Here is a 26864-nt window from a genome sequence, read left to right as displayed (position 1 = left end):
GGCAGAGACGCAAGGCTACGGCTATGGCGGAATGGTATCGCCGGCAGAGACGCAAGGCTACGGCTATGGCGGAATGGTATCGCCAGCAGAGACGCAAGGCTACGGCTATGGTGGAGCCGTATCGCCAGCAAGCACGCAAGGCTATGGCGGAATGGTATCGCCAGCAGAGACGCAAGGCTACGGCTATGGTGGAGCCGTATCGCCGGCAAGCACGCAAGGCTATGGCGGAGCCGTATCGCCGGCAGAAACACAAGGCTACGGCTATGGTGGAGCCGTATCGCCGGCAGAAACACAAGGCTACGGCTATGGTGGAGCCGTATCGCCAGCAAGCACGCAAGGCTATGGCGGAATGGTATCGCCGGCAGAAACGCAAGGCTACGGCTATGGTGGAGCCGTATCGCCAGCAAACACACAAGGCTACGGTTATGGCGGAATGGTGTCGCCAATCGGCAACAACTGCAACGGCTATCCCGTCTCAGCATTTCCTCCGTTCCCGCCTTACGGATATTATCCTATGCAAACCGCAGGAGTTGAGTCACAAAAGCCATGCAATTGCGGCTGCAAGGATAAGCGCGAAGAGGATGAGCAAGTAAAAGAAACAACGACAATCAATGTGAAAAACGGCAAAAACAATGCGCAGCGCAAATCCAATAAAAAAGCGGTAATTCGCACCGTTGCCCCTCGTTCTAGAACGAGCAAGCAAAACAGCAGCCCTTGGATTAGCCGCTAGTTTTTAAATTAATAAGTTAATAGCAAAGCACCTTTTCTTCATAACGGAGAAGAGGTGCTCTCTGATTTGTTAATAAATCTAACCATCCTTCAACTGATCTACAATCTCCTGCAGCAAAATCTTTTCCGTCTCCTTCAATTTTTGCAGCTGCTCCATTTGCTTGTACAACGTATCCGAGCTTCGAGTAAGCCAATATTTTAAGATGGAATTTCTTACAGCCAGCGCAGCAGCCTCCAGATTTTTCCATCTGCTTAAAATTTGATTATCATCAATCAAATGATGGTTATTAATCATGTAGTTTAATCGCATGGTCATGCATTTCTTATGGTCGTAAAGCAGGTGGAACGATCTAATATCAAATACTACCTCTTCTTGAGCCAAATATTTTAAATACTCGGAGGCCTTGTCGTAAACATTAATACCGAAGGTTAGCCCGGGTGTGCCTAAAGCTTGGTTATAATGTTCATCCGTATGTGCCTTAGACAAGAGGTAGGCATTCATCGTATTTTTCACATAGGTTAGAGAAAAAGTATAATCGGTATTTTCGAGCGGCTTCAATAAATAAAGATGGTCTTTAAAATCATGGGCATCGATTTCTAATATATGAAATGCTCTATGAAAAGCTTCGTAATCACAGGTGATATTCGTTGAATATTTTCCGTTGGCATTATTGTCACAAAAGTACAGCTTTTTATTTGCATCATCATACCCATTTATCATGACTTCATGTGGGGATTTTGCCGAAATTTCATACTCTTTAATATGAAAACGATCGATCATAACGATTACATAATAGCCGCCATCAATCGATGCTTTAATAAAATCAAACAGCTCGTTATTTAAAATCGTTGAGCTTTGCCTGTCTAACGCTATCCGCTGAAAATCAATAAAAGGGCAGTCATAAAACTCAACCATTTTATCTCTATAATAACCGTTGAAGAAAAAGGTATATAATTGGTTTGGATCAGGAATATCGAATAAATTAATATAATTATTCATAAACCATAATTTTTTCGAGTCCACACGCGAGATAATAGAATAAAAATCACTGTAAAACCAATATGAATCAATAATTTGCTTTTCTTCAACTGGAAGGATTTTCACCGTCACTGTGATCATTCCTTTTCTATTTGATTAGGTTATCTATTGGATTAATTTAATAAATAAGCTCATCATGTGTGAAGTAATTTCAATATAACATTACTGGAAAAAATATGAAAGTTTTATGTTGAAAACACTTTCATTTTCGAATTAAAGCCATTGACAGATTCCCGCTTCCTCCCTATGATTAAGAATGGATTACGGACAGGACGGGCTTATGAGCCTGCAAAACTTCATACTTGAATGAAAATAGGTGCGAAATGTTGGCTGGAACTTATACGTCTTCGTTCGCTTAAAAGGGAAGTTCGGTTAAAGGCCGACACGGACCCGCCACTGTAAAGGGCAGCAGCTTACACAGGCTGCGCTCCCCTCACAAATAAGCCACTGGCTGATGAGCTTCTTTTCGTCGCAAGACGAATAGCAGATGCTTACCCTAGCTGGGAAGGGAAGAGAGGGAGGCCCCAAGTCAGGAGACCTGCCTGTTTTAACATCACTGTTTGACCTACGGTGCTTAGGGAGGTGGTTGGTTATGCCCATTTATTGCAAAATGTCTAACGATTATTTGTTGCTTCATGGCGAGCAGACGCAGATAAGGTTTAGTTATTTAACATAAAAGCATTTCTGACTGCTTTTTAAGGGTCGGGGATGCTTTTTTTAAATATAGAGAAAAGATATGATTTTTCTATCCTTTCTCTATATTTCTACGCGAAACGGTAGCTTTGCCGCCACAGGACGGCTTTCGGCCGTTTACGCTTACTAGAAGGGGAGACAAAAGAAAAATGAACCACACGAAGAAGCCGCTTAGCTTGTCACTTGGAATGATGATCGTTTGCTTGATGCTGGTCCTTGCAGGATGCAGCACGAATGCTGGCCAAAACGCAGAGCAGGGCACGGATGCTGCCTCGGGAAACAACGCTGCTGCCGCTAAAAAAACACTAACAATGGCGTACACTTGGAACCCTGCAGGCGTTGATCCGCATGGCGACGATAGCTGGGATGTTATGCGCTCGGGCGCAGGGGAAACGCTGATTAAATTGAATGAGCAGCTGCAGCCATCCGCTTGGCTCGCGAAGGAATGGAAGCAGGAGGATGCTAATACGTGGACGTTCAAGCTGGAAACGGGCGTAACGTTCCACAACGGCAAAAAAATGGATGCTGAAAGCGTAAAAGCATCGCTGCTGCGTTCCATTGCGAACAGCCATTTGGCGAAGGATTTGCTTCTGGTTAAAGATATTGAAGTGCTTGCGCCTGACGAGCTGAAAATGATTACGACACAGCCGAACTCGGCGATCATTTCCAGCTTGGCTGATCCAAGCACGATTATTCTTGATGTTGACAGCATGAAGGAAGCGGGCAGCTACCCGGCCATGACGGGAGCTTTCAAAATCAAGCAATTTACGAAAGACGTATCGCTTGTTGTTGAGCGTTATGATGGCTATTGGGGGGAACCCGCAAAGCTTTCAGAAGTGACGATGAAGTTTGTAACCGATGGCAACACGCGTCTGATGGCGCTGCAAGCTGGTGAAGTAGATGTCGCAACGGACATTCCGATTGACAGCATTGAGCTGGTAGAGAAGGACAGCAAGCTGGAAGTGCTGTCTGCCCCATCGGTTCGTACACATATGGTATTATTTAATATGAATTCTGCTTTGTTTAAAGAAAAATCGAACCGCGAGGTTGTAGATCAAGCGATTCCGCGCGAGGCGATTATTGAATCGGTTATGCGTGGTTACGGCACGAAAGCGAAAAGCCCGTTCCCGGAAATTTTGCCATTCGGCAAAGTGGCGGAGCAAGCAGCAGGGGAAACGACGGAGCAATTGCTGACCGCTGGCGGCTGGCAGAAAAATGCGGAAGGCATGTGGGAGAAGGAAGGCAAGCCGTTCGAGGCGACGCTCCTTACGTTCCCGCACCGCCCAGAGCTGTCGGTTATGGCAGAGGTTATTCAAAATCAACTGCTTAATGAAGGAATTACCGTGAAAATACGCAAGGTTGAAAATATTGACGCTGAGCTTGCGAAGTCCGATTGGGACCTTGCGATGTACAGCATGCTGACGGCGCAGACGGGCGATCCGCAATATTTCTTGAACATTTTCTATCAAGCTGCTAGCGAATCGAATGTCAGCCATTATGAATCGAAGCCGCTTGAGACGGTAATCGATAAGCTTAACGATACGGCGGATACCGATGCGCGTTATGCGCTTGCGATACAGGCCCAAGATATTATTAATGCTGATTTGCCGCAGTCGTTTATCGTACATCCTGACAATGTATTTGGCGTGAAAAAAGGGGTAACGGGCTTCATACCGCATCCGATCGAATATTATTATGTGACGGCTGAAGTCGATATCCCTTAAGTAAAGGGTGAACTTAAGTATGCTTCGTTTTTGGCTAGAACGCGTCGCGCAAATGCTGCTCGTCATTTTTTGCGTAGCGACGCTTACCTTCATATTAATGCGGGTATCTCCAGGCGATCCGGCGAGAATTTTGCTGACCACGCATAATATCCCGGCCTCGCAGGAGGCGATTGACGCGCTCCGGGAGGAAATGGGACTGACGGATTCCTTGTGGAGTCAATATATAGGCTGGCTAGGCGATGTATTTACATGGCAGTGGGGGACATCTTATATGTCCAAGGAGCCAGTTGCCGGGGAACTGCTCAAAAGGCTGCCCGCCACACTGGAGCTTGCTTCTGCTGGCGCATTGGTCATGCTGCTGGCAACGTGCCTTATAGGCATGGTGACCGCAATCTTTTCAACAGGGCTGCTGGACCGGATAGGCCGAATCCTTGCGCTGCTGGGCGCCTCGATCCCCTCCTTTTGGCTCGGTTTTTTATTGATTTATTTTTTCTCGGTCCGGCTAGGCTGGCTGCCTTCCATGGGACGCGGGGGCTTTGCTCATCTCCTCATGCCGGCGGTTACGCTTGGCCTAGGGCTTGGCGCGGTCTATGCCCGGGTTTTGCGGACGAATATGCTGGAGATGAACAACCAGAACTTCGTCAAAGCATCGCGTGCGAGAGGCTTATCCAAAGGAAGAATATTCATTTTTCAAGTGTTCAAGCATGCCTTTTTGCCGATCTTATCGATGCTGGGGACAAGCTTTGCTTTTATGCTGGGAGGCAATGTGATCGTTGAGACGATCTTTTCCTGGCCCGGTGTAGGCAAATATATTATTGAAGCGATAACGGCGCGGGATTATCCGGTCATTCAAGGTTATGTCGTATTCACCTCCTTCTTGTTTGTCGCAATCCATTTGGCGGTGGAAGTTTTTTATGTGCGCTTGGACCCGCGGCTGCGGGCAAGCTAGGAGGAACTCTTTTTTATGCGGACCCTTTTTCAAAAAAAGAATACAAGCTTGCTGCTTGGCATCGGCCTGTTTGCAAGTATTGTGCTGCTGGGCTTGCTGGCCCCGTGGCTCGCGCCTCATAATCCGCTTCAGGTGAATCTGCCGAATCGGCTTCTGGCGCCGAGCGGCGAATATCCTTTTGGCACCGATCATTTGGGGCGCTGCATTTTATCGCGCATTTTATATGGGATTCGGACGACGGTTACGATTGCTTTTGTCATTTTGGGATTGAGCTTATGCATTAGCTTGCCGATTGGGCTGTTAACAGGCTATTTTGGCGGGCGCACCGATCATTTTTTTATGCGGCTGATGGATGGCACGCTCGCTTTTCCTGATTTTGTACTGACAATTGCCATTGTGGGCATACTCGGACCCGGGTTTGCGAATATGATCATCGCGATTGTCATCGTGAGGTGGGCCAATTATGTCCGGCTCATTCGCGGGCTCGTGCTTAAGGTGAGCAAGGAGGATTATTTAATAACAGCCCGCATGTCCGGCAATTCGCATCTGCGGATTATGCGCCGTTATATTTTGCCGCAGATTGCAGCGCCGATCGCTGTGTTCAGTACGCTTGACATTGGAAAAATCGTGCTGCTCATCGCCGGGCTATCCTTCCTCGGGCTGGGCGTTCAGCCGCCTACTCCTGAATGGGGCGTCATGCTGCATGATGCTACACGTTATTTTCAGCTGGCGCCGCATGTCATGATTTTTCCGGGGCTTGCCATCGTAAGCTTCGTATTATCGTGCCAATTAATTGGCGACCGGTTTAAAGAGCAGAACGCTGACGTTCCGAAGGAGGTGTAAGATGGCGGCGAACACTACCAACATTAACAACAGCGCCAACCTTAACGATACCCCGCTGCTCTGCGTTCAAAATATAGAAATTTCCCGGCAGCAAGCTGGAAAATGGCTGCCTATCATCCAAAATGTATCCTTGGAGCTTCATGCCGGTGAAATGGCTGCGCTTGTAGGGCCGAGCGGCTGCGGCAAAAGCATGACTGCCCATGCGCTTGTCGGGCTGCTGGAAACCGGGCTGCGCCTGACAGGCGGGCATATTTTTTATAAGGAGGATGATATTTCCCGTTATGATGAGCGTCGCTTGCAGAAGCTTCGCCGTGAGGAAATCGCCCTTCTTATTCAGCATTCGCTGAGCGGCCTAGATCCGATCCGCACGGTGCGCAGGCAAATGGTCGAGACGTTGAAGCTGCAAGCGAAGCGTTCGCGCAAAGAAATGGAAGCGTATTTGGGCACGATGCTGGAACGGATTGGCTTTGCGGACCCGGCAGCGATTTTGGACGCATACCCTTTTGAACTGAGCGGAGGCATGCGGCAAAGGGTGCTTCTTGCAATGATGCTGAGCACGGAGCCGGCATTGTTTATTGCCGATGAGCCGACGACGGCGCTGGATGCACTCAATCGCGACCGAGTGTTAGCTTTGCTGAAGCAGCTGCAGGCGGATTTCGGCTTGACGGTGCTGCTCATTTCGCATGACGAGCAAAGCGTCCGCAAATTCGCGGATCGTGTCATCACGATGCAGCCGGGCGGGATGGCTTCAGTCCAAGCGAAAGGAAGCGTCCTATGATTGTGTTGGAATTGCGTCAAGTGACCAAGGCGTTTCCGCTGCGGCTGCTGAGAAAGCGAAGAGGGCTTAAGGCGAAGGACAGCAGCACGGCCGTTCAAGCTGTGAAGCAGGTTGATCTCGCGCTGCATCGCGGAGAAACGCTTGGGCTTGTTGGGGAAAGCGGCAGCGGGAAAAGCACATTAGCAAGGCTCATTATGAAGCTGGAAACGCTAAGCTCCGGGCAAATTTTGCTCGGCGGACAGTCTATTCATGGACATCATATGAAGGATTTGCAGGTATACAAAAGCGTACAGCTTGTCCTTCAGGACTCTGCATCCTCCTTGCATCCCCGGATGCTTGTTAAAGAGGTGCTGGCAGAGCCAATGCGCAATTTTGGAGCTAAGCATCCGCTGGAAATTCGGGACTTAAGCAAACAGCTCATGCGCGCCGTTGGCCTGGACGAGAGCTTTCTAGGCAAGCTGCCGCATCAGCTTAGCGGAGGGCAGAAGCAGCGCGTATGCATTGCGAGAGCGCTGGCGGTGCGCCCGGAAGTGATTATTTTCGACGAGTCGTTAGCCAGTCTCGATCCTTTATCGCAGACTTCTATCGTGTCGATGCTCCAGCAAATTCAGCGGCAGCAAGAGCTGGCCTACTTGTTCATTACGCATGATTTGGCGCTTGCCCGTCAGCTGTGCGACCGGATCGCGGTCATGTACCAGGGCGAAATCGTGGAAACGTTTAGTGAATGGGAGGAAGGCAAGCTTAAGCATCCGTACACCCATGCTTTATTTGCGACGCTAGAGGAGCACGTGGACGAAAGCTCAGTTGAAAACGCGGAGAAGGAACTGCCCTATGAGCTTGTAAAAAGCTAGCCCTCCTTCGGTGTTTCTCTTACGCGCATAATATTGGAAACTCAGTGGAACCCTATGCAATAAAAAGGCACAAAGGGGTTCAAACATGATGCTAATGAGCTTATGGAAGCAGCTAAAAAGAAAGCTTCGCCGCCGTCCGCTTTGGACGCTAGGCAGTATCGCCTTGCTCGCCGTCACGCTAGCGGGTACTGTCTGGCATCCTGCGAAGGCGGCTGCGGCCATCAACCTGGCAAGCGCCGTCGCCAATTTTGCCGATTCAGCGTCTGGCGCTAATCCCGTAGGCGTAGGAGCAGCATCTAGTGCAGGAGCCGCCAGCGGCCCCTCTTCTGAGCTGCTGCGCGAGCTGCGGGAGCAGCAGGAGCCAGTCAGCGTCATGCTGCGCCGCTACTATCTATGCGGCGAGGAGAGCAGGCCGCTTGGGCGCATGACTTCTCTCCAGCTGATCCGGCTGCTCGAGGCGAATGGCGAATGGCATGCAAGCTTCGATAAAAAAACGAGCCGGGTGCTGGTTGAGCAAACGGTGGATGAGTTTTCGAAGCATTGCCAGAATGAAGCGTATATGGGCGTGGACAGGCAGGGGAATTTATCGCTGTTTGAGGGGGCCCCCCAGCAGGAGAAGGTGCTAAGAACTTTTTTTCAACTGGATATTCGGTATTTGGAAAGCAGCTTGCCCCGCGACAAAGTAGAGCAGCTGACCCACGGCATTAAAATCAATGACATCGAAGAGTTTAACAGCGTCCTGTCTACCTTTAGCGACTATGAGCTGGGACATGGCAAACCGGCTAAACGATCCGCTTATTAGATGAAAATAGCAGCCCGGAGGACGTTCTTATAGAGGACGTCCTCTTCTTGTTGTATAATGAATGATGGTGTAAAGAAAATCGGCTGCTCCTCGACACTTTCCTCAAACGCATGTTCTCATCCTTTCTGTCTTTTGGTATAATAGGAGAAATAAACGGCAGGAATAAGGAGTTGGCGGTTTGCGCGTTCTAGGCATAGATCCCGGTATTGCGATAGCGGGTTTTGGTTTCATTGATAAACAGGGTCATAAGCTTAAGCCCGTTCAGTATGGCTGTATTCAGACGGAGGCGCATACGCCGCCCGAGGAGCGGCTCATTCAAATTTATGATTCGGCTGTTGCCCTAATGGATAAGTACAAGCCCGATTCGGTTGCGGTGGAGAAGCTGTTCTTCAACCGGAACGTATCAACGGCGTTTGCGGTTGGTCAGGCGCGGGGGGTTATTATTTTGGCGGCGGCGCAGCGCGGGCTTCCGGTTGCGGAATATACGCCGCTGCAAGTTAAGCAGGCTGTTGTAGGCTACGGCAAGGCGGAAAAGCGCCAAGTGCAGGAGATGGTCAAGATGTTCCTGAATTTATCGGCCATTCCGAAGCCCGATGATGTGGCGGATGCGCTGGCAGTGGCCATTTGCCATGCCCATTCGGCAGTTTTAGTCCAAAAAATTAATGAGGCGGGACGATCATGATTGATTTTTTACGAGGTATAGTGTCCCATGTTGAGCTGGAGTATGTGGTGCTGGATGTACGAGATGTCGGTTACCGGGTGTTTACGCCGAATCCCTATGCGTTAGCGAAAAGGGAAGAGCCTGCAACCCTATATATTCATCATTCCGTTCGCGAGGATGCGATTTTGCTGTACGGGTTTGCAACGCGCGAGGAACAGACGCTGTTCCGCAAGCTGCTGGAAGTATCGGGCATTGGGCCGCGCGTGGCGCTGGGCATACTCGCAGGAGGCAAGCCAGAAACCGTTATTGCTGCCATTCAGCAGGAAAACATTACGTTTCTTACGAAGCTGCCGGGCATTGGCAAGAAGACGGCGCAGCGGATGATTTTGGATTTGAAGGACAAGCTTGCAGGCATCGCAAGCGATGCGGCAGTGCTGTCGGCGGCGGGCGCTTACCTGGAGCCTGATTTATTCCAAAGCGGAAGCGGGCAGGGAGCAGGCACCGCTTGGGAAGAAGCGCGTGAGGCACTCGCAGCGCTTGGTTATACAGCTGCGGAGCTTGACCGGGCATGGCATGGCTTGCAGCAGACGGTGATTCCAGAGGAGACGGTTGATTCCCTCATGAAGCGCGCTTTGCAGCAGCTGTTTAAAGGTTGACGAAAAGGAGCTGAGCACGGATGGACGAAAGAATTATTTCCGCCAACCTTATGATGGATGATCAGGCGGTGGAGCTAAGTCTGCGTCCTCGTTATTTGGCTGAATATATCGGTCAATCGAAGGCGAAGGAAAATTTAAAAGTATACATAGACGCGGCAAAGCTTCGCAAGGAAGCGCTCGATCATGTATTGCTTTACGGGCCGCCCGGACTTGGAAAAACAACGCTGTCGAACATAATCGCCAATGAGCTTGGCGTAAACCTGCGTACGACATCGGGACCAGCTATTGAGCGCCCAGGCGATCTCGCTGCCCTGCTGACGAATTTGCAGGAGGGCGACGTGCTGTTTATCGATGAAATCCATAGGCTGCACCGTACAGTAGAAGAAGTGCTTTATCCGGCAATGGAGGATTATGCGCTCGACATTATGATCGGCAAAGGGCCAAGCGCAAGATCCGTACGGCTTGATTTGCCGCCTTTTACATTAATTGGCGCAACGACAAGGGCGGGGCTGCTTTCCGCTCCGCTGCGGGACCGCTTCGGCGTCATCAGCAGGCTGGAGTTTTATACGGTTGATGAGCTTGCTTATATTATTTCGCGCTCGGCGGAAATTTTCGATATTTCCATCGTGGGCGAAGCATCTCAGGAAATTGCGCTGCGCTCCCGTGGAACACCGCGAATTGCCAACCGCCTGCTCAAGCGGGTAAGGGATTTTGCCCAGGTGCGTGGCGATGGCATTATAACAGACGAAATAGCAAGCTCGGCGCTGGAGCTTCTGCAGGTTGATCCGATGGGACTGGACAGCATCGACCATAAAATGCTGCATGCAATGATGACGACATTTGCCGGGCGTCCAGTAGGCCTGGATACAATCGCGGCTACAATTGGCGAGGAAAGCCAGACGATAGAAGATGTATATGAGCCATATTTAATGCAGATTGGCTTTCTCCAGCGTACGCCGCGCGGACGTATGGCGACCGAGCAGGCGTATCGCCATATAGGCATTCCATACCCGGAGAGAAATTAGAATGGCTGGCGCGGGGAAGCATTCAGTAGAAAAGCTGTTTATCGTCTATGATGGCCAGTGCAATCTATGCATTGCAACGGTTGCAAAGCTCAAGGAGCTTCCGTCGCGGGCCCATTTGCAATTTGTGCAAATTCAGCAATTGGAACAGCCGGGAACGGTGAGCGTTCCTGGCATTCAGCAGGTGAGCACGCAGCAGCTTTATGAGAAAATGCATGTTGCGGACAGCAATGGCATGTTATATGCCGGAGCAGACGGCGTTATACGCGTGCTGCGCACGGTTAAAGGGCTGGGAGCGCTCGCCCTGTTGTACCGGATCCCAGGCATGCGGCGAATAGCAGATGTTATTTATCGCATCATTGCGGGCCGACGTTACGAATGGTTTGGCAGAACAGAGCAAAGCTGCTCGGTGGATGGCTGCGAATGGAAGCCGCCAATGCAGAACAATAATCACCCAGAAGGGGGAAGGTGAGATGAACGCCCGCTTTTCGATCAGACGGCTGTCGCTTCTAACTTTAGCTGGGCTAATGCTCATTTCGATGTGGCATGTACAGCCTTCTCAAGGAGCCGTACCTCAGCTTGATTCGATAAGAGTCGCTATATTTTTGCAATTTCCGGGGAAATATTCGGTGAATACAGCCGCAGCAACACTCAGCTCGGCAGGCGGCTTGTCCATTGGAATGAAGCAGCCGTCCGGCGCGGAGGAATGGCTGCGGGAGGCAGGCAATGTACAGGCCCGCTTTGCCAAGGACGATTATAAGGTCAAGGTGCTGGAAACGACCAGCTTCGAGACGGCGCTTAGCGCTTATAAAAGAGTGCAGACGGCGAAGGGCAGCGGTTTTATTACTTCCTTAACGAAGAAAAGCAAGACGGTATATCAAGTAACAGAAGGTACCTACAAAACCGTTGAAGAAGCAAAAACTGCGCTAAGCAAATGGAAGTCAGACAGCGAGTTAACGAAGCTGTCCGGCGGTTCGCAGCCGGAGCTGCAAGGGCCGCTTCATCTGGAAAGCACAGGCTATGCTTCTAAAGCTGAGGCTGTTAAGGCATCGTCATCATTTGAGGCAGCGGGAATTGATACGTATATCGCTGTGCGCAAGCCAGCCAGCGGACTGCGTTATTCGGTTATGGTAGGTGCTGCTGCCAGCAGTGCTGATCTAGACCTCATCAAGGTAGCGTCTGGAGCATCTGGCGTCAGCCTGCTGCAGGCTGACGCCAAATCGCCTTATCTGCTGCTGAAGAACGACCATACGCTGACAGGCAAGTCGGGAAGCTCACTTACGATGTATACGTTCCCTGTAACAAGCGCCAAAGTATGGGTCGAGCCGGCAGGCAAAGAAACGATCAAACTGACGGAGCGTTACAGCCGTACGTATCGCGGTGCTTTTGAGTTTAGTGATTTTAATGGGAAGCTTGCAGTCGTAAATGAACTTCCGTTTGAGCAGTATTTGTATTCCGTTGTAGGTGCGGAAATGGTTGCGACTTGGCCGCAGGAGGCTTTGAAGGCTCAGGCGGTAGCCGCTAGAACGTATGCGCTCTATCAAGGCACGGGCTTTCAAATCGCCCATGTAGTCGATAGTGTGAGCAGCCAAGCCTATGCGGGAACAAGCACGGAGAAGCAATCCACGATTCAAGCGGTAGACGCGACGCAAGGCGAGGTCGTGCTTTATAAAGGCAAGCTGATTGAGGCGCTTTATTCCTCCAATGGCGGCGGGGCTACAGCGGATGCCAAGGAAGTATGGGGCAATGCCGTTCCTTATTTGACGAGTGTCAAAAGCCCGACGGACAGCTCGGCGGAAAAAGGGCTGTACAGCTGGTACCGCGTCGTGCTCCCAAGCGGCTTGACCGGCTATATTCGCGAAGATTTGCTTACGGCAACGAGCGAAACGAATCCCGCAGGAATTAAGTTGATGAAGGTGAATACGGACGGCGTAAAGGTGCGGAAAATACCGCTCATCCAAGATGATGTGCCGTTGGTTGGCCAAGTTAATGCGGGTGCAAAGGTAGTCGTCTTGGAAAAATCAGTGCAATCCGGTCCGATGTCTTGGGTACGAGGACCTTTCAGCTCAGAGGAGCTGGTTGCTTCACTCAAGAGCGTCACCACGATAGCCGGTCCAATTACTTCGCTCCAAGTGAGCAAGACAGGACAGTCGGGTCGGGCTACGGAAATGCTGGCGAACGGCAAAAAGCTGGAGGTCAAATATCCGGATATGCTGCGGACGGCGCTGGGAAGCCTGCCGAGCACCTTGTTCCAAATTGACGAGACAGCACGCGTGAACGTACTCGGAGCGAATAAGAAAACGACAACAAAGCCTGAGAGTGCAGGTGCGATCTATACGATTGGGGCAGGCGGCGAAGTGAAGCAAATGGATGCCAAGCTGTATATTATGGGCAGCAAGGGCAAGATTCGTGAAGCGACGAAGACGCCGAGCTTCCGTTTCATCGGTACAGGCTTCGGCCATGGCATCGGTTTGTCCCAGTATGGGGCGCTTGGCCTTGCCGAGCAAGGGTATGACTACTCTTATATTCTGAAATACTATTATAATGATGTAACTATCGCTAAGGAATGATGACTGACAGATGAACGTAGAAATGTTTGATTTTGAACTGCCGGAGCATTTAATTGCTCAGACCCCGCTGCAGCAGCGCACTTCATCGAGGCTTTTAACGCTGGACCGCAGCAATGGCGCGGTGAATCATGAAAGCTTCACCGATCTGGCACAGCATTTGCATGCCGGCGATGTGCTGGTGCTTAATGACACCAGGGTACTGCCTGCTCGTTTAATTGGCGCGAAGGCGGATACAGGGGCGAAGATTGAGCTGCTGCTGCTCAAGCAGCTGGAAGGTGACCGCTGGGAGGCGCTCGCGAAGCCTGCCAAACGCATGAAGATCGGCGCAGAGGTATGGTTTGGCGATGACGGCAGCGGCCAGCCGCTGCTTCGTGCCTTTGTTGAAGAAGAAGGCGATATGGGCGGCCGTACGATCCGGTTTGCGTATACGGGCATTTTTCAGGAGCTGCTGGAGCGGCTTGGAGAAATGCCGCTTCCGCCTTACATTCGGGAACGTCTGGAGGAGCGCGAGCGCTATCAGACCGTTTATGCCAAGCATGATGGCTCGGCGGCAGCCCCGACGGCTGGACTGCATTTTACAGCTGACTTTTTGCAGCAGCTTGCGGATAAAGGTGTGCGCATTGCTTATGTGACGCTGCATGTTGGGCTTGGAACGTTTCGGCCGATGTCGGTAGACGTAGTGGAAGAGCATGTGATGCATTCGGAATATTACGAGCTTAGCGAGGAGACCGCGGCGCTGCTGAATCAGGCGAAGGTCGAGGGCGCACGCATCGTTGCTGTAGGGACAACCTCTGCAAGGACGCTGGAAACCGTTGCGGCGCGCTTTGAGAAGGAAGCGATTCAGGCATGCAGCGGCTGGACTGATATTTTTATTTTTCCGGGCTACTCCTTCAAGCTCGTTAATGCGCTGCTAACCAATTTCCATTTGCCCAAGTCGACGCTGGTTATGCTCGTCAGCGCGCTTGCTGGGCGCGATGCGGTTATGAGCGCTTATGCAGAAGCGATTCGTGAGGAATACCGCTTTTTTAGCTTCGGTGATGCGATGTTTATTTATTAATAGTGGAGCAACAAAATTAAAGAAGACAGGAAGCGTGAATTGTGGCTGTAACCTATGAATTGTTAAAAGTGTGCAAGCAGTCTGGAGCGCGGCTTGGCCGCGTCCATACGCCCCATGGCGTTATTGAGACGCCGGCTTTTATGCCAGTGGGAACTCAGGCGACGGTAAAGACGATGAGCCCGGAAGAGCTGAAAACGATGGATGCTCATATTATTTTGAGCAATACGTACCATCTGTTTTTGCGCCCCGGACATGATTTGATTGGGCGTGCAGGCGGATTGCATAAGTTTATGAACTGGGATCGTCCAATTTTGACTGACAGCGGCGGTTTTCAGGTGTTCAGCTTGAGCGAAATGCGTAAAATTACGGAAGAAGGCGTCCAGTTCCGCTCCCATCTGAATGGAGACAAGATGTTTTTGTCGCCGGAGAAGGCGATGGAAATTCAAAATACGCTTGGCTCGGATATTATGATGGCATTTGACGAATGCCCGCCATACCCAGCTGAGCATGCTTATGTGAAACAGTCGCTTGAGCGCACGACACGCTGGGCGGAGCGCTGCCTCGAATCCCATGCGCGTCCACATGATCAAGGGCTGTTTGCAATCGTCCAAGGAGGCATGTACGAGGACCTGCGCATCCAGAGCGCGAAAGATTTGACTTCCATGGATTTCCCGGGGTATGCTATTGGAGGACTAAGTGTCGGTGAGCCGAAACACTTGATGTATCAAGCACTTGAGTATACGGTACCGCTGCTTCCAACCGGCAAGCCAAGGTATTTAATGGGAGTTGGTTCGCCCGATGCGCTGCTGGAAGGCTCCATTCGCGGCATCGATATGTTCGACTGTGTGCTTCCTACGAGAATTGCGCGCAACGGAACAACGATGACAAGCGAGGGAAGACTCGTTATTCGCAATGCCAAGTATGCAGAGGATTTTGGTCCACTTGATCCGAAATGCTCTTGCTACACATGCACGAATTATTCACGCGCGTATATTCGCCACTTGATGAAGGCCGATGAAACATTCGGTATGAGATTGACGACTTATCATAATCTACATTTCCTGCTTCAACTCATGAGGGATGTGCGTCAGGCGATTACCGAAGATCGGCTCCTTGATTTTCGCGATGAGTTTTTTGACAGCTATGGGTTGCGGGATAACGATAAGGGTTTTTAGAAAGGGGGGATTTCAATGTCACTATGGTTAGCAGATGCAGCTGGAGCACCAGCGAATAGCATTTGGGGCATGGCATGGCCGATACTACTTATGTTTGCCGTGTTCTATTTCTTGCTTATTCGTCCGCAACAGAAGAAACAAAAGCAGCGTACAGCGCTGTTGTCGCAATTGAAAAAAGGCGATAAAATTTCAACAATCGGCGGTATGCACGGTACAATCACGGAATTGACGGATGACACAGTCGTACTTCGCGTCAATGATACGGTTAAGCTGACGTTTGAACGCAGCGCAATTAGCTCGGTCGTTAGCAGTGCGCCTACGATTTCGAAAGATTAGTAGGATAGCTCCAAAAAGCCTGCGCCTTGAAGGTTAATCCTTCAAGACGCAGGCTTTTTTATATGAGTATGTAGAAGCCTTCTTTAGGCTAAGCTGCTTCTATTTTTCCCCGTTAGCGCTCCTATGCCGTCTGAAAATGATGCCGGCTGCCGAATTACTTTTTAAGATTGACGCCAATAACGCCCCCAAAAGCGCCAAGCAGCAAAGTAATGCCAAGGACAATGGCGGTATGCAGAGAAAATCCGGCATCGGCAGCCAGAAAGCCAATTAACAATATGGTCAAACCATAGAGCAGGCCAAGCAATCCGCCCTGATACCAGCCTTTCATGCCGGATCGCTTGCCGGACGTTAATCCGCCCGCAAAAGCGGATACGCCATGAATACATGTTGCGAAAGTCGGCAGGCTGCTTTCCTTCATATTTCCAAAATGCAGCAAAAGCGAGAGCAGCAATGCGCCTAAAGCAAGCCAAATGATGGCATACAGGAGACCCGCCAGCATAGGGGAAGCGATCTGGGGAGGCCGCGGAACATGTTTAATGGGATTCATCGTTTTCCTCCTTTAAATTCCTTTTACTTAAACCATATGGCCAGGCTCTGCGGAATAGTACAGGCAAGCGGAAGGGTGGACGAAATTCTATCCAATTACGTATAATGTGAGGGATAAGAAAGGGTGAAGCGAGATGGAAACCAAGGCAGCAGGAATGCTTTACAATCCGGCGGCTTGGCAGGTTATCGCGGTAGCAGTTATTTTTTTGGTAACCTATGCCTTTGTCATTACGGATAAAATCAATCGGGCAGTGGCGGCGCTTGCAGGCGCATTTCTCATATTGGTGCTGGGCATATTGGACTTGCGTTATGCATTTACGGAGGCGGTCGGCTGGCGGGTCATTATGCTGCTCATCGGCATGATGCTGCTTGTCGGCATTTTGAACCGGGCAGGTGTCATCCCATACATAGCGATCAAGCTGGCCCAGTGGGTCAAAGGAAGCTCGTGGAAAATCTTTATACTGCTCATTGCCTTAACCGGCATTAGCTCAGCTTTTCTGGACAATGTAACGATTATGCTGCTCGTCATTCCGGTAACAATGTCGATTACAAAATTGCTGAAGCTGAATCCTTACCCTTTTATTTTTGCAGAAATTGCTGCTTCCAACATCGGTGGTGCTGCTACTTTAATCGGTGATCCGGTTAATATGATTATTGGCTCTGCGAACAAGCAGTTGACGTTTAATGCTTTTATCATCCATTTAGGACCTGTATCGTTGTTTATATTGATCGTTACGATAGGCTTGTTTTTGTTCGTATACCGCAAGCATTTTAAGCCTACGCATAAAAGCAAGGAAGCAAGCGAGCTGATGAAGCTTTCCGCCAGCTCCTACATTAAAAATCGCCCGCTGATGATCAAATCGGTCGTCGTTTTTTTGCTAACCATTATTGCCTTTACGCTCCATTCGGCATTAGGCATTGAGCCGGCGGCTATCGCGCTTGGCAGTGCGGCACTGCTCATGGTCATAGGTTTGAAGCGCAAGGAAGCAGAAATTGCCTTCCGCATGGTGGATTGGGGTACGATATTATTTTTTATCGGCTTATTTATTATGGTAGCGGGACTTTCGGCAACGAATTGGACCAATCAAATCGCTTTAGTTGTGCTGCAAATGACTTCCGGTAATGTTGATATAGCGTCATTGCTGCTATTGTGGATTTCCGGTGTAGCCTCCGCTACGATGGATAATGTGCCGTTTGTAACGGCAATGGTTCCTGTTATTCAAGCGATGGGTGCTGAGCTGGGACTGAGCGCGGGTCAAATGGAGCCGCTGTGGTGGTCGCTGTCGCTTGGCGCAAATCTCGGCAGCAACGGCACGCTCATTGGCGCTTCCGCAAACGTAATTGCCGCAGGCCTTGCTTTGCGGGAAGGCAAAAGCTTTCATTTTAGAGCCTTTCTTAAAGTAGGTGCGCCAATTGCGCTTATGTCGCTGCTCGTCTCTACGGCTTATGTGTATTTTATTCTGATCCCGTAATTTTATGTTTTCCCGCCTTTACCATAAATTCGTGCCTGGCCGTTTCGTATGAGGGAGATGGCGGCAGGTGAGAATACGTGTACAGACCGCTCAGGCCAACATGCAGCAGGCGCGAGCGATGAAGGAGGCGGGACCACTTGGAATTTCTGACCCTTGTGCTGCGTACCGTATTGATTTATTTCATCGTATTTCTCATCATGCGGTTTATGGGAAAACGGGAAATCGGCAAGCTGTCGGTTTTTGACCTCGTTATCTCGGTTATGATTGCGGAAATAGCTGTGATCGTTATAGAGGATTTGGATCGAACGATGTGGGAAGGCATTGTGCCGATGGTTATTTTAATGCTGGTGCAGGTGGGAATGGCTTTTGTGGCGCTGAAAAATCGCAAGCTGCGGCAGCTATTTGACGGGAAGCCAAGCGTTATTATGGCGAAGGGCAAGCTGAATCGCGATGTCATGCGCAAGCAGCGCTATAATCTGGATGATTTTATGCTCCAGCTTAGAGAAAATCAAATTACAAGAATCTCGGATGTGGAATTTGCGATTTTGGAGACGAGCGGCAAGCTGTCGGTCATTCCTAAAAGTACAGAAGGGTCCCCGGAAGAGATAGCGGAAGAGCGTTTGAATGTGGAGGAACAACGGAGCAGGGGCGGACACGAGCTGCAGCAGCAGGCGGAAGAAGGCAGTAGTGCTGAGCATAATTCGGATTTGGCGGGCAAGCTGTCTATGCAGCAAAATGCTAAGGTCATTCCGCCCAAATATCGTTTTGAGATTTTGCCTATTCCGCTCATTATGGATGGCAAAGTACAGGATGAAAATTTGGAGAAGCTGGAGAAAACCCGTTTTTGGTTGAAAAATGTCCTTCAGGATGAAGGGGTAACCGACTTTAAGGAAGTATTCCTTTGTACAATAGACCATAAAGGCAAGCTGTTTTTGGATAAAACGAAAAAGCCGCGAAAGTAGTTTGGGAGCAAGGATGTCCCAAACTGCTCGCGGCTTTTTTTTAACGATACGAATATATGAAGACATTATCGCAGGCGATGGTCTAGGTTCGTGAAAACCAATGGCCGATTTTGGGCAAGCGGGTGAGGTCATGCCGGTCAATAATGTTCGTCCAAACCATGAGCGCCAAATATACAATTGCGCCGCAAGCACAGGCCACAAGCAAATTCACCCATTCCGCAGCTACGGGCTCCCGATTCATAACGAAGCGTGCTGCGGCCCCCATAACAACCATAGCAGAGATGACCTTCATAAAATCGCGCAGCTTCATCCGGAAGCCGATCAGCTTGAGAACGCTAATGCCATGCAGCGCAGTGACTAGCACGATATTCAAATTAATCGCAATTAAAGCGCCATATATGCCAAATTCGGGCTTGGAGGCGAGATATATAATGAAGACCAGCTTAATAGCAGCTCCAATAAACGTGTTCATAAGCGCTTTGCCCGGTTTATCGAGCGCCTGAAGAGTTGCTTGCAGGGGAGCCTGCAAATAAATAAAAAGGCCGACAGGAGCAAGCAGCTGCAGCATCGGTGCAATCTCGCTGTGGTTGTACAGCATCCGGCAGATCGGCTCGGCGAATAGGCCGAGAATGACGACGAAAGGCGCTCCGGCGACAAGGGCCAGCCTCATCGATTGGTGCAAGCGCTTATGGATCGTAGCCATATCGCCGCGTGACGCTGCTTCAGAAAGCGACGGAATTAGCGAGGAGGCGAGGGAATAGGTCAATGCGGTTGGCAGCAGGATGAGCGGGATGACCATTCCTTGCAGCGCCCCGTACTGTGCCGTAGCAATGCCTGTAGCAATGCCTGCCGTAGCAAGACTGCGAGCGGTGAAAATAGATTCGAGCAAATAGGAGAGCGAGCCGACAAGGCGGCTGGCTGTAACCGGTATGGACAGGCTAAGCAGCTTGCCCATAATGGGTCCCTTATCAGCAGCTGTTGATGGCATGCTTGCCTCAGACAGCAGAGCGGGAGTCCTTTTTTCCCTCGCATATTTCCACAGCAGGACGGCTAGGCCGCCGATTTCACCGACCACGACGCCAAGCATGGCGCCAGCCGCTGCCCATTCCAGCCCTTTGGGCATGAGAAGCATCGCGAAGCTAAGCGAGAAAATAATTCGCAGCACCGTCTCCACAATTTGGGAAGCGGCGGAGGGAATCATATTTTGCTTGCCCTGGAAGTAGCCGCGAAATACAGATGAGACGCCGACGATCAGCAGCATCGGCGTCATGAACAGAAATGTGCGCTGCACACGCTTGTCCGGCAGCAAATGCGCAGTAATCCAAGGCGAGAACAGCAGCAGCAGGCTGGTCAGCGTGATGGCAAGAAAAATCGTAAGCAGCAGAGCACTGCGGAAAATATGGCGGACCCGCCCCTCATCTCCGTTTGACTGGGCTTCGGCAATCCATTTGGCAACGGCGAGCGGAATGCCGCCGGTAATTATTGTCAGCATAACCGCCAAAAACGGATAGCTCAGCTGATACAGCCCCACGCCTTCGGCGCCTATAATGCGCGGCAGCGCAATGCGCGGGACGAAGCCGAGAATTCGATTGATGACGCCTGCTGCAAGTAAAATCATGGCCCCTTTTATAAACGTTTGCTTGGTCATACTCGCCCCTCATTCCATTAGCCGTATTGTTGCAGTATCATAGTTATGCACGGCATGTCCGAATCATGATTGGATAATGAACATCGCTTTATGTGCAGGAATATGTGCTATGGACAGCGAATAGTATCAGTCAAGGCAAAAAAGCACGGGAGGCGCGGCTATGGAGGAACAGGACCTGGTTCAGGTAATTGAGCAGCTGTGCAACAGCAAGGCAGAGGAGTTTCAGCTTATTGGCTATGAACATGCGAATGGGAAAGACATTTGGGCATGCGTAAGCGCTGGATATAAAAAGAGCGGGCAGCCGGAGCTGCACAAGCTGGTCAACGACATTTTATCGCTGAAGGTGACGAGCTTTATGAACTTTTTGACGATTAGCGCCTACCGGGGAACCCATTTCTAAGGGAAGGGTTTCTTTTTTTTGACTCAAAAATTGCTCGCAAGTATAATAGGAATATTGAGATCATAAGGGGGACTTAGGAAATATGAACGGGAAAAGATTATTTGCCTTCCTTGGGATCGTTGTCATCATGTTTGGCGTGATCGCTTGGACGAGCCCATCGCTGGTAAACGGCATTCGGCTAGGCCTTGATTTGAAGGGCGGATTCGAGGTGCTTTATGAAGCAGAACCGCTTGCAGCTGGCGATAAAGTAACGCCTACTTTGCTGAAGGATACGGCGAAAAGCCTCGAGGCTCGGGCGGACAAGCTGGGTATTTCCGAGCCGGAGATAACGACAGAAGGAACAAACCGCATTCGCGTCAAGCTTGCAGGCGTTACGAATGAGGATGAGGTAAGAAACATTATCAAGAAGCCGGTTAATCTGACCTTTAGAGCACCAGATGGCACGGTTGAGCTTCAAGGTGATGATTTTGTGCAAAATGCAGCTACGGTCGAATATGATTCACTGAACAATCCGGTCGTTTCGATTAAGCTGAAAGATGCGAAGAAGTTTGAGGATGTTACGACAAGACTGACGGGCAAGACGCTTGCGATTTATCTCGACGATGAAATGCTGTCGAATCCGAACGTCAACCAGCCAATCAGCGGCGGAAGCGCGCAAATTAGCGGCAATTTCACGCTTGATGAAGCGAATGATTTGAAAGATACGATTAATTTGGGCGCATTGCCGCTTAAGCTGACAGAGAAATACACGCAAAGCGTTGGCGCAAAGCTTGGACAGCAGTCGCTTGAAGATACCGTTCGCGCCGGCGTTATCGGCTCGGCGATTATTTTGGTGTTCCTGATTATTTTGTTCCGTATACCGGGCGTTGTAGCGGGTATTACGGTCATTACATTTACATGGATGCTGGTACTCGTATTCGAGATGCTGAATGTCACGTTAACGCTGCCGGGTATTGCCGCATTTGTACTCGGGATTGGGATGGCGGTCGACGCGAATATCATTATGTACGAACGGATCAAAGAGGAAATCCGCAGCGGCAAAAGCTTGCTTTCCTCCCTTAAAGCAGGCTCCAAAAACTCGTTCCGTACGATTATGGATGCGAACATTACGAACATGATTTCCTGCGGCGTGCTTTATTACATCGGAAACGGTGCGATCAGAGGCTTTGCACTGACGATGATTTTGAGTATTTTGGTCAGTATCGTTACAAACATTTTCTTCTCACGCCTACTGATACATTTGCTGATTCGCAGCAACCTGTTTACTAAACCTAGCTATTTCGGCGTGAAGGAGGCGGACATCCGTGAACTTTAAAACAACAGTGCATTTTGACTTTATCAAGCATAGCAAAAAGTTTTTCATGGCTTCTATTATTTTGACGGTTTTAGGGGTTATCTCGCTGTTCCTGTTCAACCTGAACTATGGCGTCGATTTTAAAGCGGGTACGAATATGGATATCGCAGTCGGCAAAGCTTTGACCCAAGCGGAAGCGAAGGAAGTTTTGGCAACAGCTGGCGTTACGAACGTTACACCGACTGTTGGCGGCACGAACGGCGATCGCGTTTCAGCTCGTTTTGAAGAAGTATTGGAGCAAACGAAGGTCACGGAAATTCAAAATGCGTTTAAAGCAAAATTTGGCGATCAAGTATCGGCAGAGGTCAACGTAGTATCCCCGGATATGGCGCGTGAGCTTGGCTTCAAGACGATTTATGCCGTTATTATTGCAAGTATTGCGATTATGATTTATGTGATGATCCGTTTCGAATGGCGCTTTGCGCTAGCAGCGAACATTGCGATTTTGTATGACGCCTTTGTCGTTGTCGCTGTGTTTTCCATTTTCCGTCTGGAAGTCGATCTGCCGTTTATTGCCGCAGTATTGACGACAATCGGTTATTCGATTAATGATAAAATCGTTATTTTCGACCGAATTCGTGAAAATCTTCGTTTTGGCAAGCTGAAAACGCGTGATCAGCTCGCAGATATGGTCAATCAGAGCCTTTGGCAGACGATGGCGCGTAACATTTATACGGTACTGGCCGTACTCGTTATCGCGGTTTGTTTATTCCTTTTCGGAAGCGAGTCGATTAAGCTGTTCGCCTTGGCGAAAATTATCGGTCTGACAAGCGGCGCATACTCGTCGATCTGTATTGCGAGCCCGCTCTGGCTTCTTCTTAAAAGCAAACAAAAGCCTAAAGCAAAGCAGCCTGCCAAGACTGCGGTCTAACAGCGTAGAAGGAGGCAGTCATGACAATGAACCAACGATATACAAAAGCAGAGCCGGCCAGCTGGTCAGGAATTTGGGGTAATGCGGCGTTGGCGTTGTTGAAAGGGGCAGCAGGCTGGCTGTCCGGCAGCAAAGCATTGCTTGCGGATGGTTGCCGATCGGCAGCTGAGGCGGCGGCTATTTTTGCGGAAAAGGTCGTTTCGCAGCGTAATGAAAGTGGCAGCGAAGCCCCTTCCAGCAGCGCTGCTGCTGTAAAGCATAAGGAAACACGGAAGACAGAAACCGTCATGAATGTCGTTTTAGCGGCAGCCTTGCTCCTTATTGGCTTGGAAATTGGCATTTCGGCTGTTCGGGACATTGCAGAGGGCATTAGCAAGCCGCCTCATTGGAGTGCGCTTGTCGTTCTGGCTGGCTGCCTGCTCGTGAAGGAGCTCGTCTGGAAACAGCGGGAGCATGGCAGCAGCTTGTATGCGACACTTGCTGTGTTCATTGGTGCAGGAGCCGCGTGGCTGGGCAAGCTGATTTCGCTTCCGGTGCTTTATTATTTTGATTCGGCAGCTGCTATCGTCATATCGGTTATCGTCATGAACGGCGGCTATCGCATTATTGTGCCTTCCCCTCATAGAGAGGAAGCTGCCGCAGAAGTATACAGCGAAAATACCGAGGAGCTTATGCAGCTCGTTCAACGGGTGGAAGGTGTCGTCACCGTACAGTCGCTGCATGCTCGCGAGCGGGGCCATTACGTCGTTGCGGAGGCGGTTATTAGCGTTAATCCGCGCGTGACTGTGCTTGAAGGGCATGAAGTGGCGAAAAGGGTGAAACGACTGCTGTTGACACGCTTTACCCACCTAACGGACGCAACGATTCATGTCGAGCCTTATGACCCAGGTTATCCTTATAAATCCAATCACGATCCGAATCAGGAACATATGCCTACGCTGCTTCAATAGCGCAGCGCGGCAGAAAGGAGTTGAAGTCGGCGTGATTCAAGCAAAAACACGTTGGAATCTTGCACCTTGGGACGAGCAGGCAGACGCGGCGGCGAAAGAGCTTTCGACAGCTCTTAGCTTGTCGCCGCTTGCCGCCAAGCTTTTGGTGCAGCGCGGCTACAAGGAGATCGCACAGGCGGAGCAGTTTTTAAGAGGCGGCTCTGAGCATTTGCATGACCCGTATTTGCTGAAAGATATGAGGGAGGCTGTCGCCCGTATTCGGGAGGCGGCCTCAGCTGGCGAAAAGATACGTATTTATGGCGATTATGATGCCGACGGCGTATCCAGCACCTCGCTGCTCGTACATGTGTTTCGCGAGCTTGGCCTTCATTTTGATTATTATATTCCTCATCGTGCTCTAGAAGGTTATGGATTAAACAAGGCGGCGCTGGAAAAGGCGGCCGCCGAGGGTATCCGCTTAATCGTAACGGTTGACACCGGCATCAGCGCCTATGATGAAATTGCCTACGCCAAGGAGCTTGGGCTTGATGTCGTTGTCACCGACCATCACGAACCTCCAGCACGTATTCCGGATGCCTGCGCCGTAGTTAATCCGAAGCGGCATGATTGCACGTATCCTTTTGAAGGGCTGGCAGGCGTTGGTGTCGCATTCAAGCTGGCGCAAGCGCTGCTGGAACGCCCGCCTATGGAGCTGACAGACATTGTCTGTCTCGGAACGATTGCGGATTTAATGCCTTTAACTGGCGAAAATCGGATTTTAGTCAAAAGCGGGCTGGAACGGCTTCGCCAGACGACGAATACCGGATTTCTAGCGCTGGCTGAGTCGACGGGCATCGAGCTGCCGTCAGTTACTTCCACGACAGTTGCTTTCGGCATGGCACCGCGCATTAATGCGGCTGGCAGGCTCGATCATGCGCGGCGCGCTGTAGAGCTGCTCATAAGCGACAACTACGACGAGGCTATATTGGCAGCAACTTCGCTCGATATGCTCAACCGCGAGCGGCAGCGCATCGTGGAAGGCATCGTCAAGGAAGCGGAGGAGCAGTGGGCGCAGAAGCGAGCGCAGGCTGCGGATGCGGGCGAGGCGGAACCGGCGGTTATTGTACTGGCGGGAGAAGTCTGGAATGTTGGCGTTATCGGCATTGTGGCTTCCAAGCTGCTGGAGCGCCATTACAAGCCTGTAATTATTCTCGGTATTGATGGGGAGAGCGGCATGTGCAAGGGCTCTGCGCGCTCCATTGACGGCTACGACCTGCATGCAGCACTTACCGCCTGCGATGAGCTGTTGGACCATTACGGCGGCCACCAAGCGGCGGCAGGCATGAGCCTGCATCGTGACCAGCTGGCTGAATTTGAACGTAAGCTTGGCGAGCTTGCTTTGGAATGGCTCAGCGAGCAGGATTGGATTCCAAAAACGGGCATCGATCTGCAGTGCAAGGTTGAAGAAGCTAATTTGCAAACGATTAATGAGCTAGCGCAGCTGGAGCCGTTTGGTGCGGGCAATCCGTCGCCGCGCCTGCTCTTTCAGGGAGCAGCTCTTGCAGACAAGCGAACGATGGGCAAGGAAGCGAAGCATCTTAAGCTGACCGTGAAAAGCGGGCAAGCTGTACTGGAAGCGGTAGGCTTCAGCATGGGAGCTATTGCCGACCGGCTGCTGGCGAGCAGCCCTGTCGACTTGGTAGGCGAGCTGTCCATCAATGAATGGAACGGCCAGCGCAAGCCGCAGCTGCATATTCATGACCTGTTCAGCGGCGGCGCGTATGCAAAGTTTCCTGAGCGTGAGCATTTCGGTCAAGTGTATCAACTGCTGCGTAGAATGAAGCAGGCACCGCTTGAAGGGCTTGCGAAGCGCCTGGCGGAGATGAGCGGCTGGCCGCAGGAAATGACCGAGGTTATGCTGCGCGTATTTACCGAGCTTTCGTTTATCCGCATCGAGGATGGTTTGGCGATCGTTGTAGAAGCGCCGGAGAAGCGGGAGTTAAGTACAGCCACTGCCTATCAGGAGGCAAAAAGTAAAGCAGAACAATTGCAATCTCCATTGGTTGCAGCTACAATATTGGTTTGACAACACCAGAATGGCGACAGACAGAAGGGACGAATAATTAATGAGCGAGTCACAAATTAATTTTAAAGATTACATTCGGGTCATTCCCGATTTCCCACAGCCAGGCATTCGCTTCAAGGACATTACTACTTTGCTGAAGGATGGCCCGGCTTACCGAGCTGCCATTGAAGAAATGCGCAAAGCGGTTGAGCATTTGAAAATCGATGTCGTTGCAGGACCAGAAGCGCGCGGCTTCGTTATTGGCGCTCCGCTTGCCCTTGCACTCGGCGTAGGCTTTGCGCCTATTCGCAAAAGCGGCAAGCTGCCAGGCGAAACGATTGAAGCAAGCTATGACCTGGAGTATGGCAAAGATGTGCTCGCTATGCACAAGGACGCCATTCAGCCGGGGCAGCGCGTACTGATTGCCGATGATCTGCTTGCAACAGGCGGCACAATCGCAACTTCCATTAATTTAATTCGCCAGCTTGGCGGGGAAATTGTTGGTTCGGCCTTTCTTATCGAATTGTCTTATTTGACAGGCCGCGAGAAGCTTGGCGATATGGACGTCGTTTCTCTCATTACTTACTAGCCATTATTTGAAGGATGAAATAAAATCGTTTGAACGTTTAAGCCAACCAGCTGCTGCTGGTTGGCTTTCGCCCTATAAAGTCCCATTTTACCGGATACAATATTAATATTTCCATGACTTAAATCGACACTTCAATCGACAGC

At 50.5% G+C, this 26864-nt stretch carries 25 protein-coding genes, 1 pseudogene and 1 riboswitch; of the genes and pseudogenes, 23 read left to right on the top strand and 3 right to left on the bottom strand.

The window, feature by feature from the left end:
- Window positions 1-730, top strand: a pseudogene (locus AC50Y5_RS32170) (hypothetical protein); the annotation flags it as partial.
- A gap of 78 nt (window positions 731-808) precedes the next feature.
- Here the strand turns inward: AC50Y5_RS32170 and AC50Y5_RS32165 are convergent.
- The gene (locus AC50Y5_RS32165) at window positions 809-1840 is read right to left on the bottom strand and encodes a hypothetical protein (protein ID WP_494865647.1); all 1032 of its coding nucleotides are present in this window, start codon (window positions 1838-1840) and stop codon (window positions 809-811) included.
- A 225-nt stretch (window positions 1841-2065) separates the two neighbouring features.
- A riboswitch (cobalamin riboswitch) is annotated at window positions 2066-2328 on the top strand.
- A 282-nt stretch (window positions 2329-2610) separates the two neighbouring features.
- Here AC50Y5_RS32165 and AC50Y5_RS32160 point away from each other — a divergent pair.
- The 14 genes from AC50Y5_RS32160 (at window position 2611) to yajC (ending at window position 15885) form a co-directional block, all read left to right on the top strand.
- Window positions 2611-4185 (top strand): ABC transporter substrate-binding protein, encoded by a 1575-nt coding sequence (locus AC50Y5_RS32160; protein ID WP_056039945.1) that lies wholly within the window; start codon window positions 2611-2613, stop codon window positions 4183-4185.
- 19 nt (window positions 4186-4204) lie between these two features.
- Window positions 4205-5134, top strand: coding sequence for a nickel ABC transporter permease (nikB, locus tag AC50Y5_RS32155; protein WP_056039947.1), 930 nt, complete (start codon window positions 4205-4207; stop codon window positions 5132-5134).
- A gap of 15 nt (window positions 5135-5149) precedes the next feature.
- Window positions 5150-5977, top strand: a complete 828-nt coding sequence (nikC, locus tag AC50Y5_RS32150; RefSeq protein ID WP_056039949.1) for a nickel transporter permease — start codon at window positions 5150-5152, stop codon at window positions 5975-5977.
- A gap of 1 nt (window position 5978) precedes the next feature.
- A complete protein-coding gene (locus AC50Y5_RS32145) occupies window positions 5979-6755 on the top strand; it encodes an ATP-binding cassette domain-containing protein (protein WP_056039951.1) in 777 nt (258 codons plus the stop codon).
- Window positions 6752-7606, top strand: a complete 855-nt coding sequence (locus tag AC50Y5_RS32140; RefSeq protein WP_063892629.1) for an ABC transporter ATP-binding protein — start codon at window positions 6752-6754, stop codon at window positions 7604-7606. Before AC50Y5_RS32145 ends, AC50Y5_RS32140 begins: the two co-directional genes overlap by 4 nt.
- A gap of 85 nt (window positions 7607-7691) precedes the next feature.
- The gene (locus AC50Y5_RS32135; RefSeq protein WP_494865644.1) at window positions 7692-8408 is read left to right on the top strand and encodes a BofC C-terminal domain-containing protein; all 717 of its coding nucleotides are present in this window, start codon (window positions 7692-7694) and stop codon (window positions 8406-8408) included.
- 178 nt (window positions 8409-8586) lie between these two features.
- The gene (gene ruvC, locus AC50Y5_RS32130; protein WP_046229358.1) at window positions 8587-9090 is read left to right on the top strand and encodes a crossover junction endodeoxyribonuclease RuvC; all 504 of its coding nucleotides are present in this window, start codon (window positions 8587-8589) and stop codon (window positions 9088-9090) included.
- The gene (ruvA, locus tag AC50Y5_RS32125) at window positions 9087-9725 is read left to right on the top strand and encodes a Holliday junction branch migration protein RuvA (RefSeq protein WP_056039954.1); all 639 of its coding nucleotides are present in this window, start codon (window positions 9087-9089) and stop codon (window positions 9723-9725) included. The genes ruvC and ruvA overlap by 4 nt, the downstream gene beginning before the upstream one ends.
- Before the next feature lie 20 nt (window positions 9726-9745).
- Window positions 9746-10750 (top strand): Holliday junction branch migration DNA helicase RuvB, encoded by a 1005-nt coding sequence (gene ruvB / locus AC50Y5_RS32120; protein WP_056039956.1) that lies wholly within the window; start codon window positions 9746-9748, stop codon window positions 10748-10750.
- A 1-nt stretch (window position 10751) separates the two neighbouring features.
- Window positions 10752-11219 carry a thiol-disulfide oxidoreductase DCC family protein gene (locus tag AC50Y5_RS32115; protein WP_494865642.1) on the top strand — a complete coding sequence of 156 codons (468 nt, stop codon included), beginning with the start codon at window positions 10752-10754 and terminating at the stop codon, window positions 11217-11219.
- Between the two features lies 1 nt (window position 11220).
- Complete coding sequence (locus tag AC50Y5_RS32110) at window positions 11221-13317, top strand: SpoIID/LytB domain-containing protein (protein WP_494865640.1); 2097 nt, start codon at window positions 11221-11223, stop codon at window positions 13315-13317.
- Between the two features lie 10 nt (window positions 13318-13327).
- Window positions 13328-14374, top strand: coding sequence for a tRNA preQ1(34) S-adenosylmethionine ribosyltransferase-isomerase QueA (gene queA, locus AC50Y5_RS32105; RefSeq protein ID WP_494865638.1), 1047 nt, complete (start codon window positions 13328-13330; stop codon window positions 14372-14374).
- Window positions 14375-14412: 38 nt separating this feature from the next.
- Complete coding sequence (gene tgt, locus AC50Y5_RS32100; protein ID WP_494865652.1) at window positions 14413-15549, top strand: tRNA guanosine(34) transglycosylase Tgt; 1137 nt, start codon at window positions 14413-14415, stop codon at window positions 15547-15549.
- Window positions 15550-15564: 15 nt separating this feature from the next.
- Window positions 15565-15885 carry a preprotein translocase subunit YajC gene (gene yajC, locus AC50Y5_RS32095; RefSeq protein ID WP_056039968.1) on the top strand — a complete coding sequence of 107 codons (321 nt, stop codon included), beginning with the start codon at window positions 15565-15567 and terminating at the stop codon, window positions 15883-15885.
- A 154-nt stretch (window positions 15886-16039) separates the two neighbouring features.
- Here yajC and AC50Y5_RS32090 read toward each other — a convergent pair whose 3' ends face one another.
- Window positions 16040-16432 (bottom strand): TIGR04086 family membrane protein, encoded by a 393-nt coding sequence (locus tag AC50Y5_RS32090; RefSeq protein WP_056039970.1) that lies wholly within the window; start codon window positions 16430-16432, stop codon window positions 16040-16042.
- A 133-nt stretch (window positions 16433-16565) separates the two neighbouring features.
- Here AC50Y5_RS32090 and AC50Y5_RS32085 point away from each other — a divergent pair, with 133 nt between their 5' ends.
- Both AC50Y5_RS32085 and AC50Y5_RS32080 read left to right on the top strand, forming a co-directional pair.
- Window positions 16566-17903, top strand: coding sequence for an ArsB/NhaD family transporter (locus tag AC50Y5_RS32085; RefSeq protein WP_442952549.1), 1338 nt, complete (start codon window positions 16566-16568; stop codon window positions 17901-17903).
- Between the two features lie 197 nt (window positions 17904-18100).
- On the top strand, window positions 18101-18865 hold the full coding sequence (locus AC50Y5_RS32080; protein WP_494865650.1) for a DUF421 domain-containing protein: 765 nt from the start codon (window positions 18101-18103) through the stop codon (window positions 18863-18865).
- An 82-nt stretch (window positions 18866-18947) separates the two neighbouring features.
- On the opposite strand, the gene spoVB is transcribed toward AC50Y5_RS32080, so the two are convergent.
- Window positions 18948-20513 (bottom strand): stage V sporulation protein B, encoded by a 1566-nt coding sequence (spoVB, locus tag AC50Y5_RS32075; protein WP_056039972.1) that lies wholly within the window; start codon window positions 20511-20513, stop codon window positions 18948-18950.
- A 160-nt stretch (window positions 20514-20673) separates the two neighbouring features.
- On the opposite strand from spoVB, the gene AC50Y5_RS32070 reads away from it, so the two are divergent.
- From AC50Y5_RS32070 to AC50Y5_RS32045, 6 genes are all read left to right on the top strand, one after another.
- A complete protein-coding gene (locus AC50Y5_RS32070) occupies window positions 20674-20913 on the top strand; it encodes a post-transcriptional regulator (protein WP_046229349.1) in 240 nt (79 codons plus the stop codon).
- 82 nt (window positions 20914-20995) lie between these two features.
- Entirely contained in the window at window positions 20996-22228 is a 1233-nt protein-coding gene (gene secD / locus AC50Y5_RS32065; RefSeq protein WP_046229348.1) for a protein translocase subunit SecD, read from the top strand.
- Window positions 22218-23138: a protein translocase subunit SecF gene (secF, locus tag AC50Y5_RS32060; protein WP_074904695.1), complete on the top strand. Its 921-nt coding sequence runs from the start codon at window positions 22218-22220 to the stop codon at window positions 23136-23138. The genes secD and secF overlap by 11 nt, the downstream gene beginning before the upstream one ends.
- Before the next feature lie 20 nt (window positions 23139-23158).
- Entirely contained in the window at window positions 23159-24088 is a 930-nt protein-coding gene (locus tag AC50Y5_RS32055; protein WP_494865634.1) for a cation diffusion facilitator family transporter, read from the top strand.
- Window positions 24089-24119: 31 nt separating this feature from the next.
- On the top strand, window positions 24120-26153 hold the full coding sequence (gene recJ, locus AC50Y5_RS32050) for a single-stranded-DNA-specific exonuclease RecJ (RefSeq protein ID WP_494865632.1): 2034 nt from the start codon (window positions 24120-24122) through the stop codon (window positions 26151-26153).
- 55 nt (window positions 26154-26208) lie between these two features.
- Window positions 26209-26721: an adenine phosphoribosyltransferase gene (locus tag AC50Y5_RS32045; protein ID WP_056040144.1), complete on the top strand. Its 513-nt coding sequence runs from the start codon at window positions 26209-26211 to the stop codon at window positions 26719-26721.
- Window positions 26722-26864 lie beyond the last annotated feature (143 nt).

It is taken from the genome of Paenibacillus sp. JT22N7, assembly GCF_059383875.1.
The sequence above is the reverse complement of the archived record's forward strand: the minus strand, read 5'-3'. Positions and strand labels throughout refer to the sequence as shown.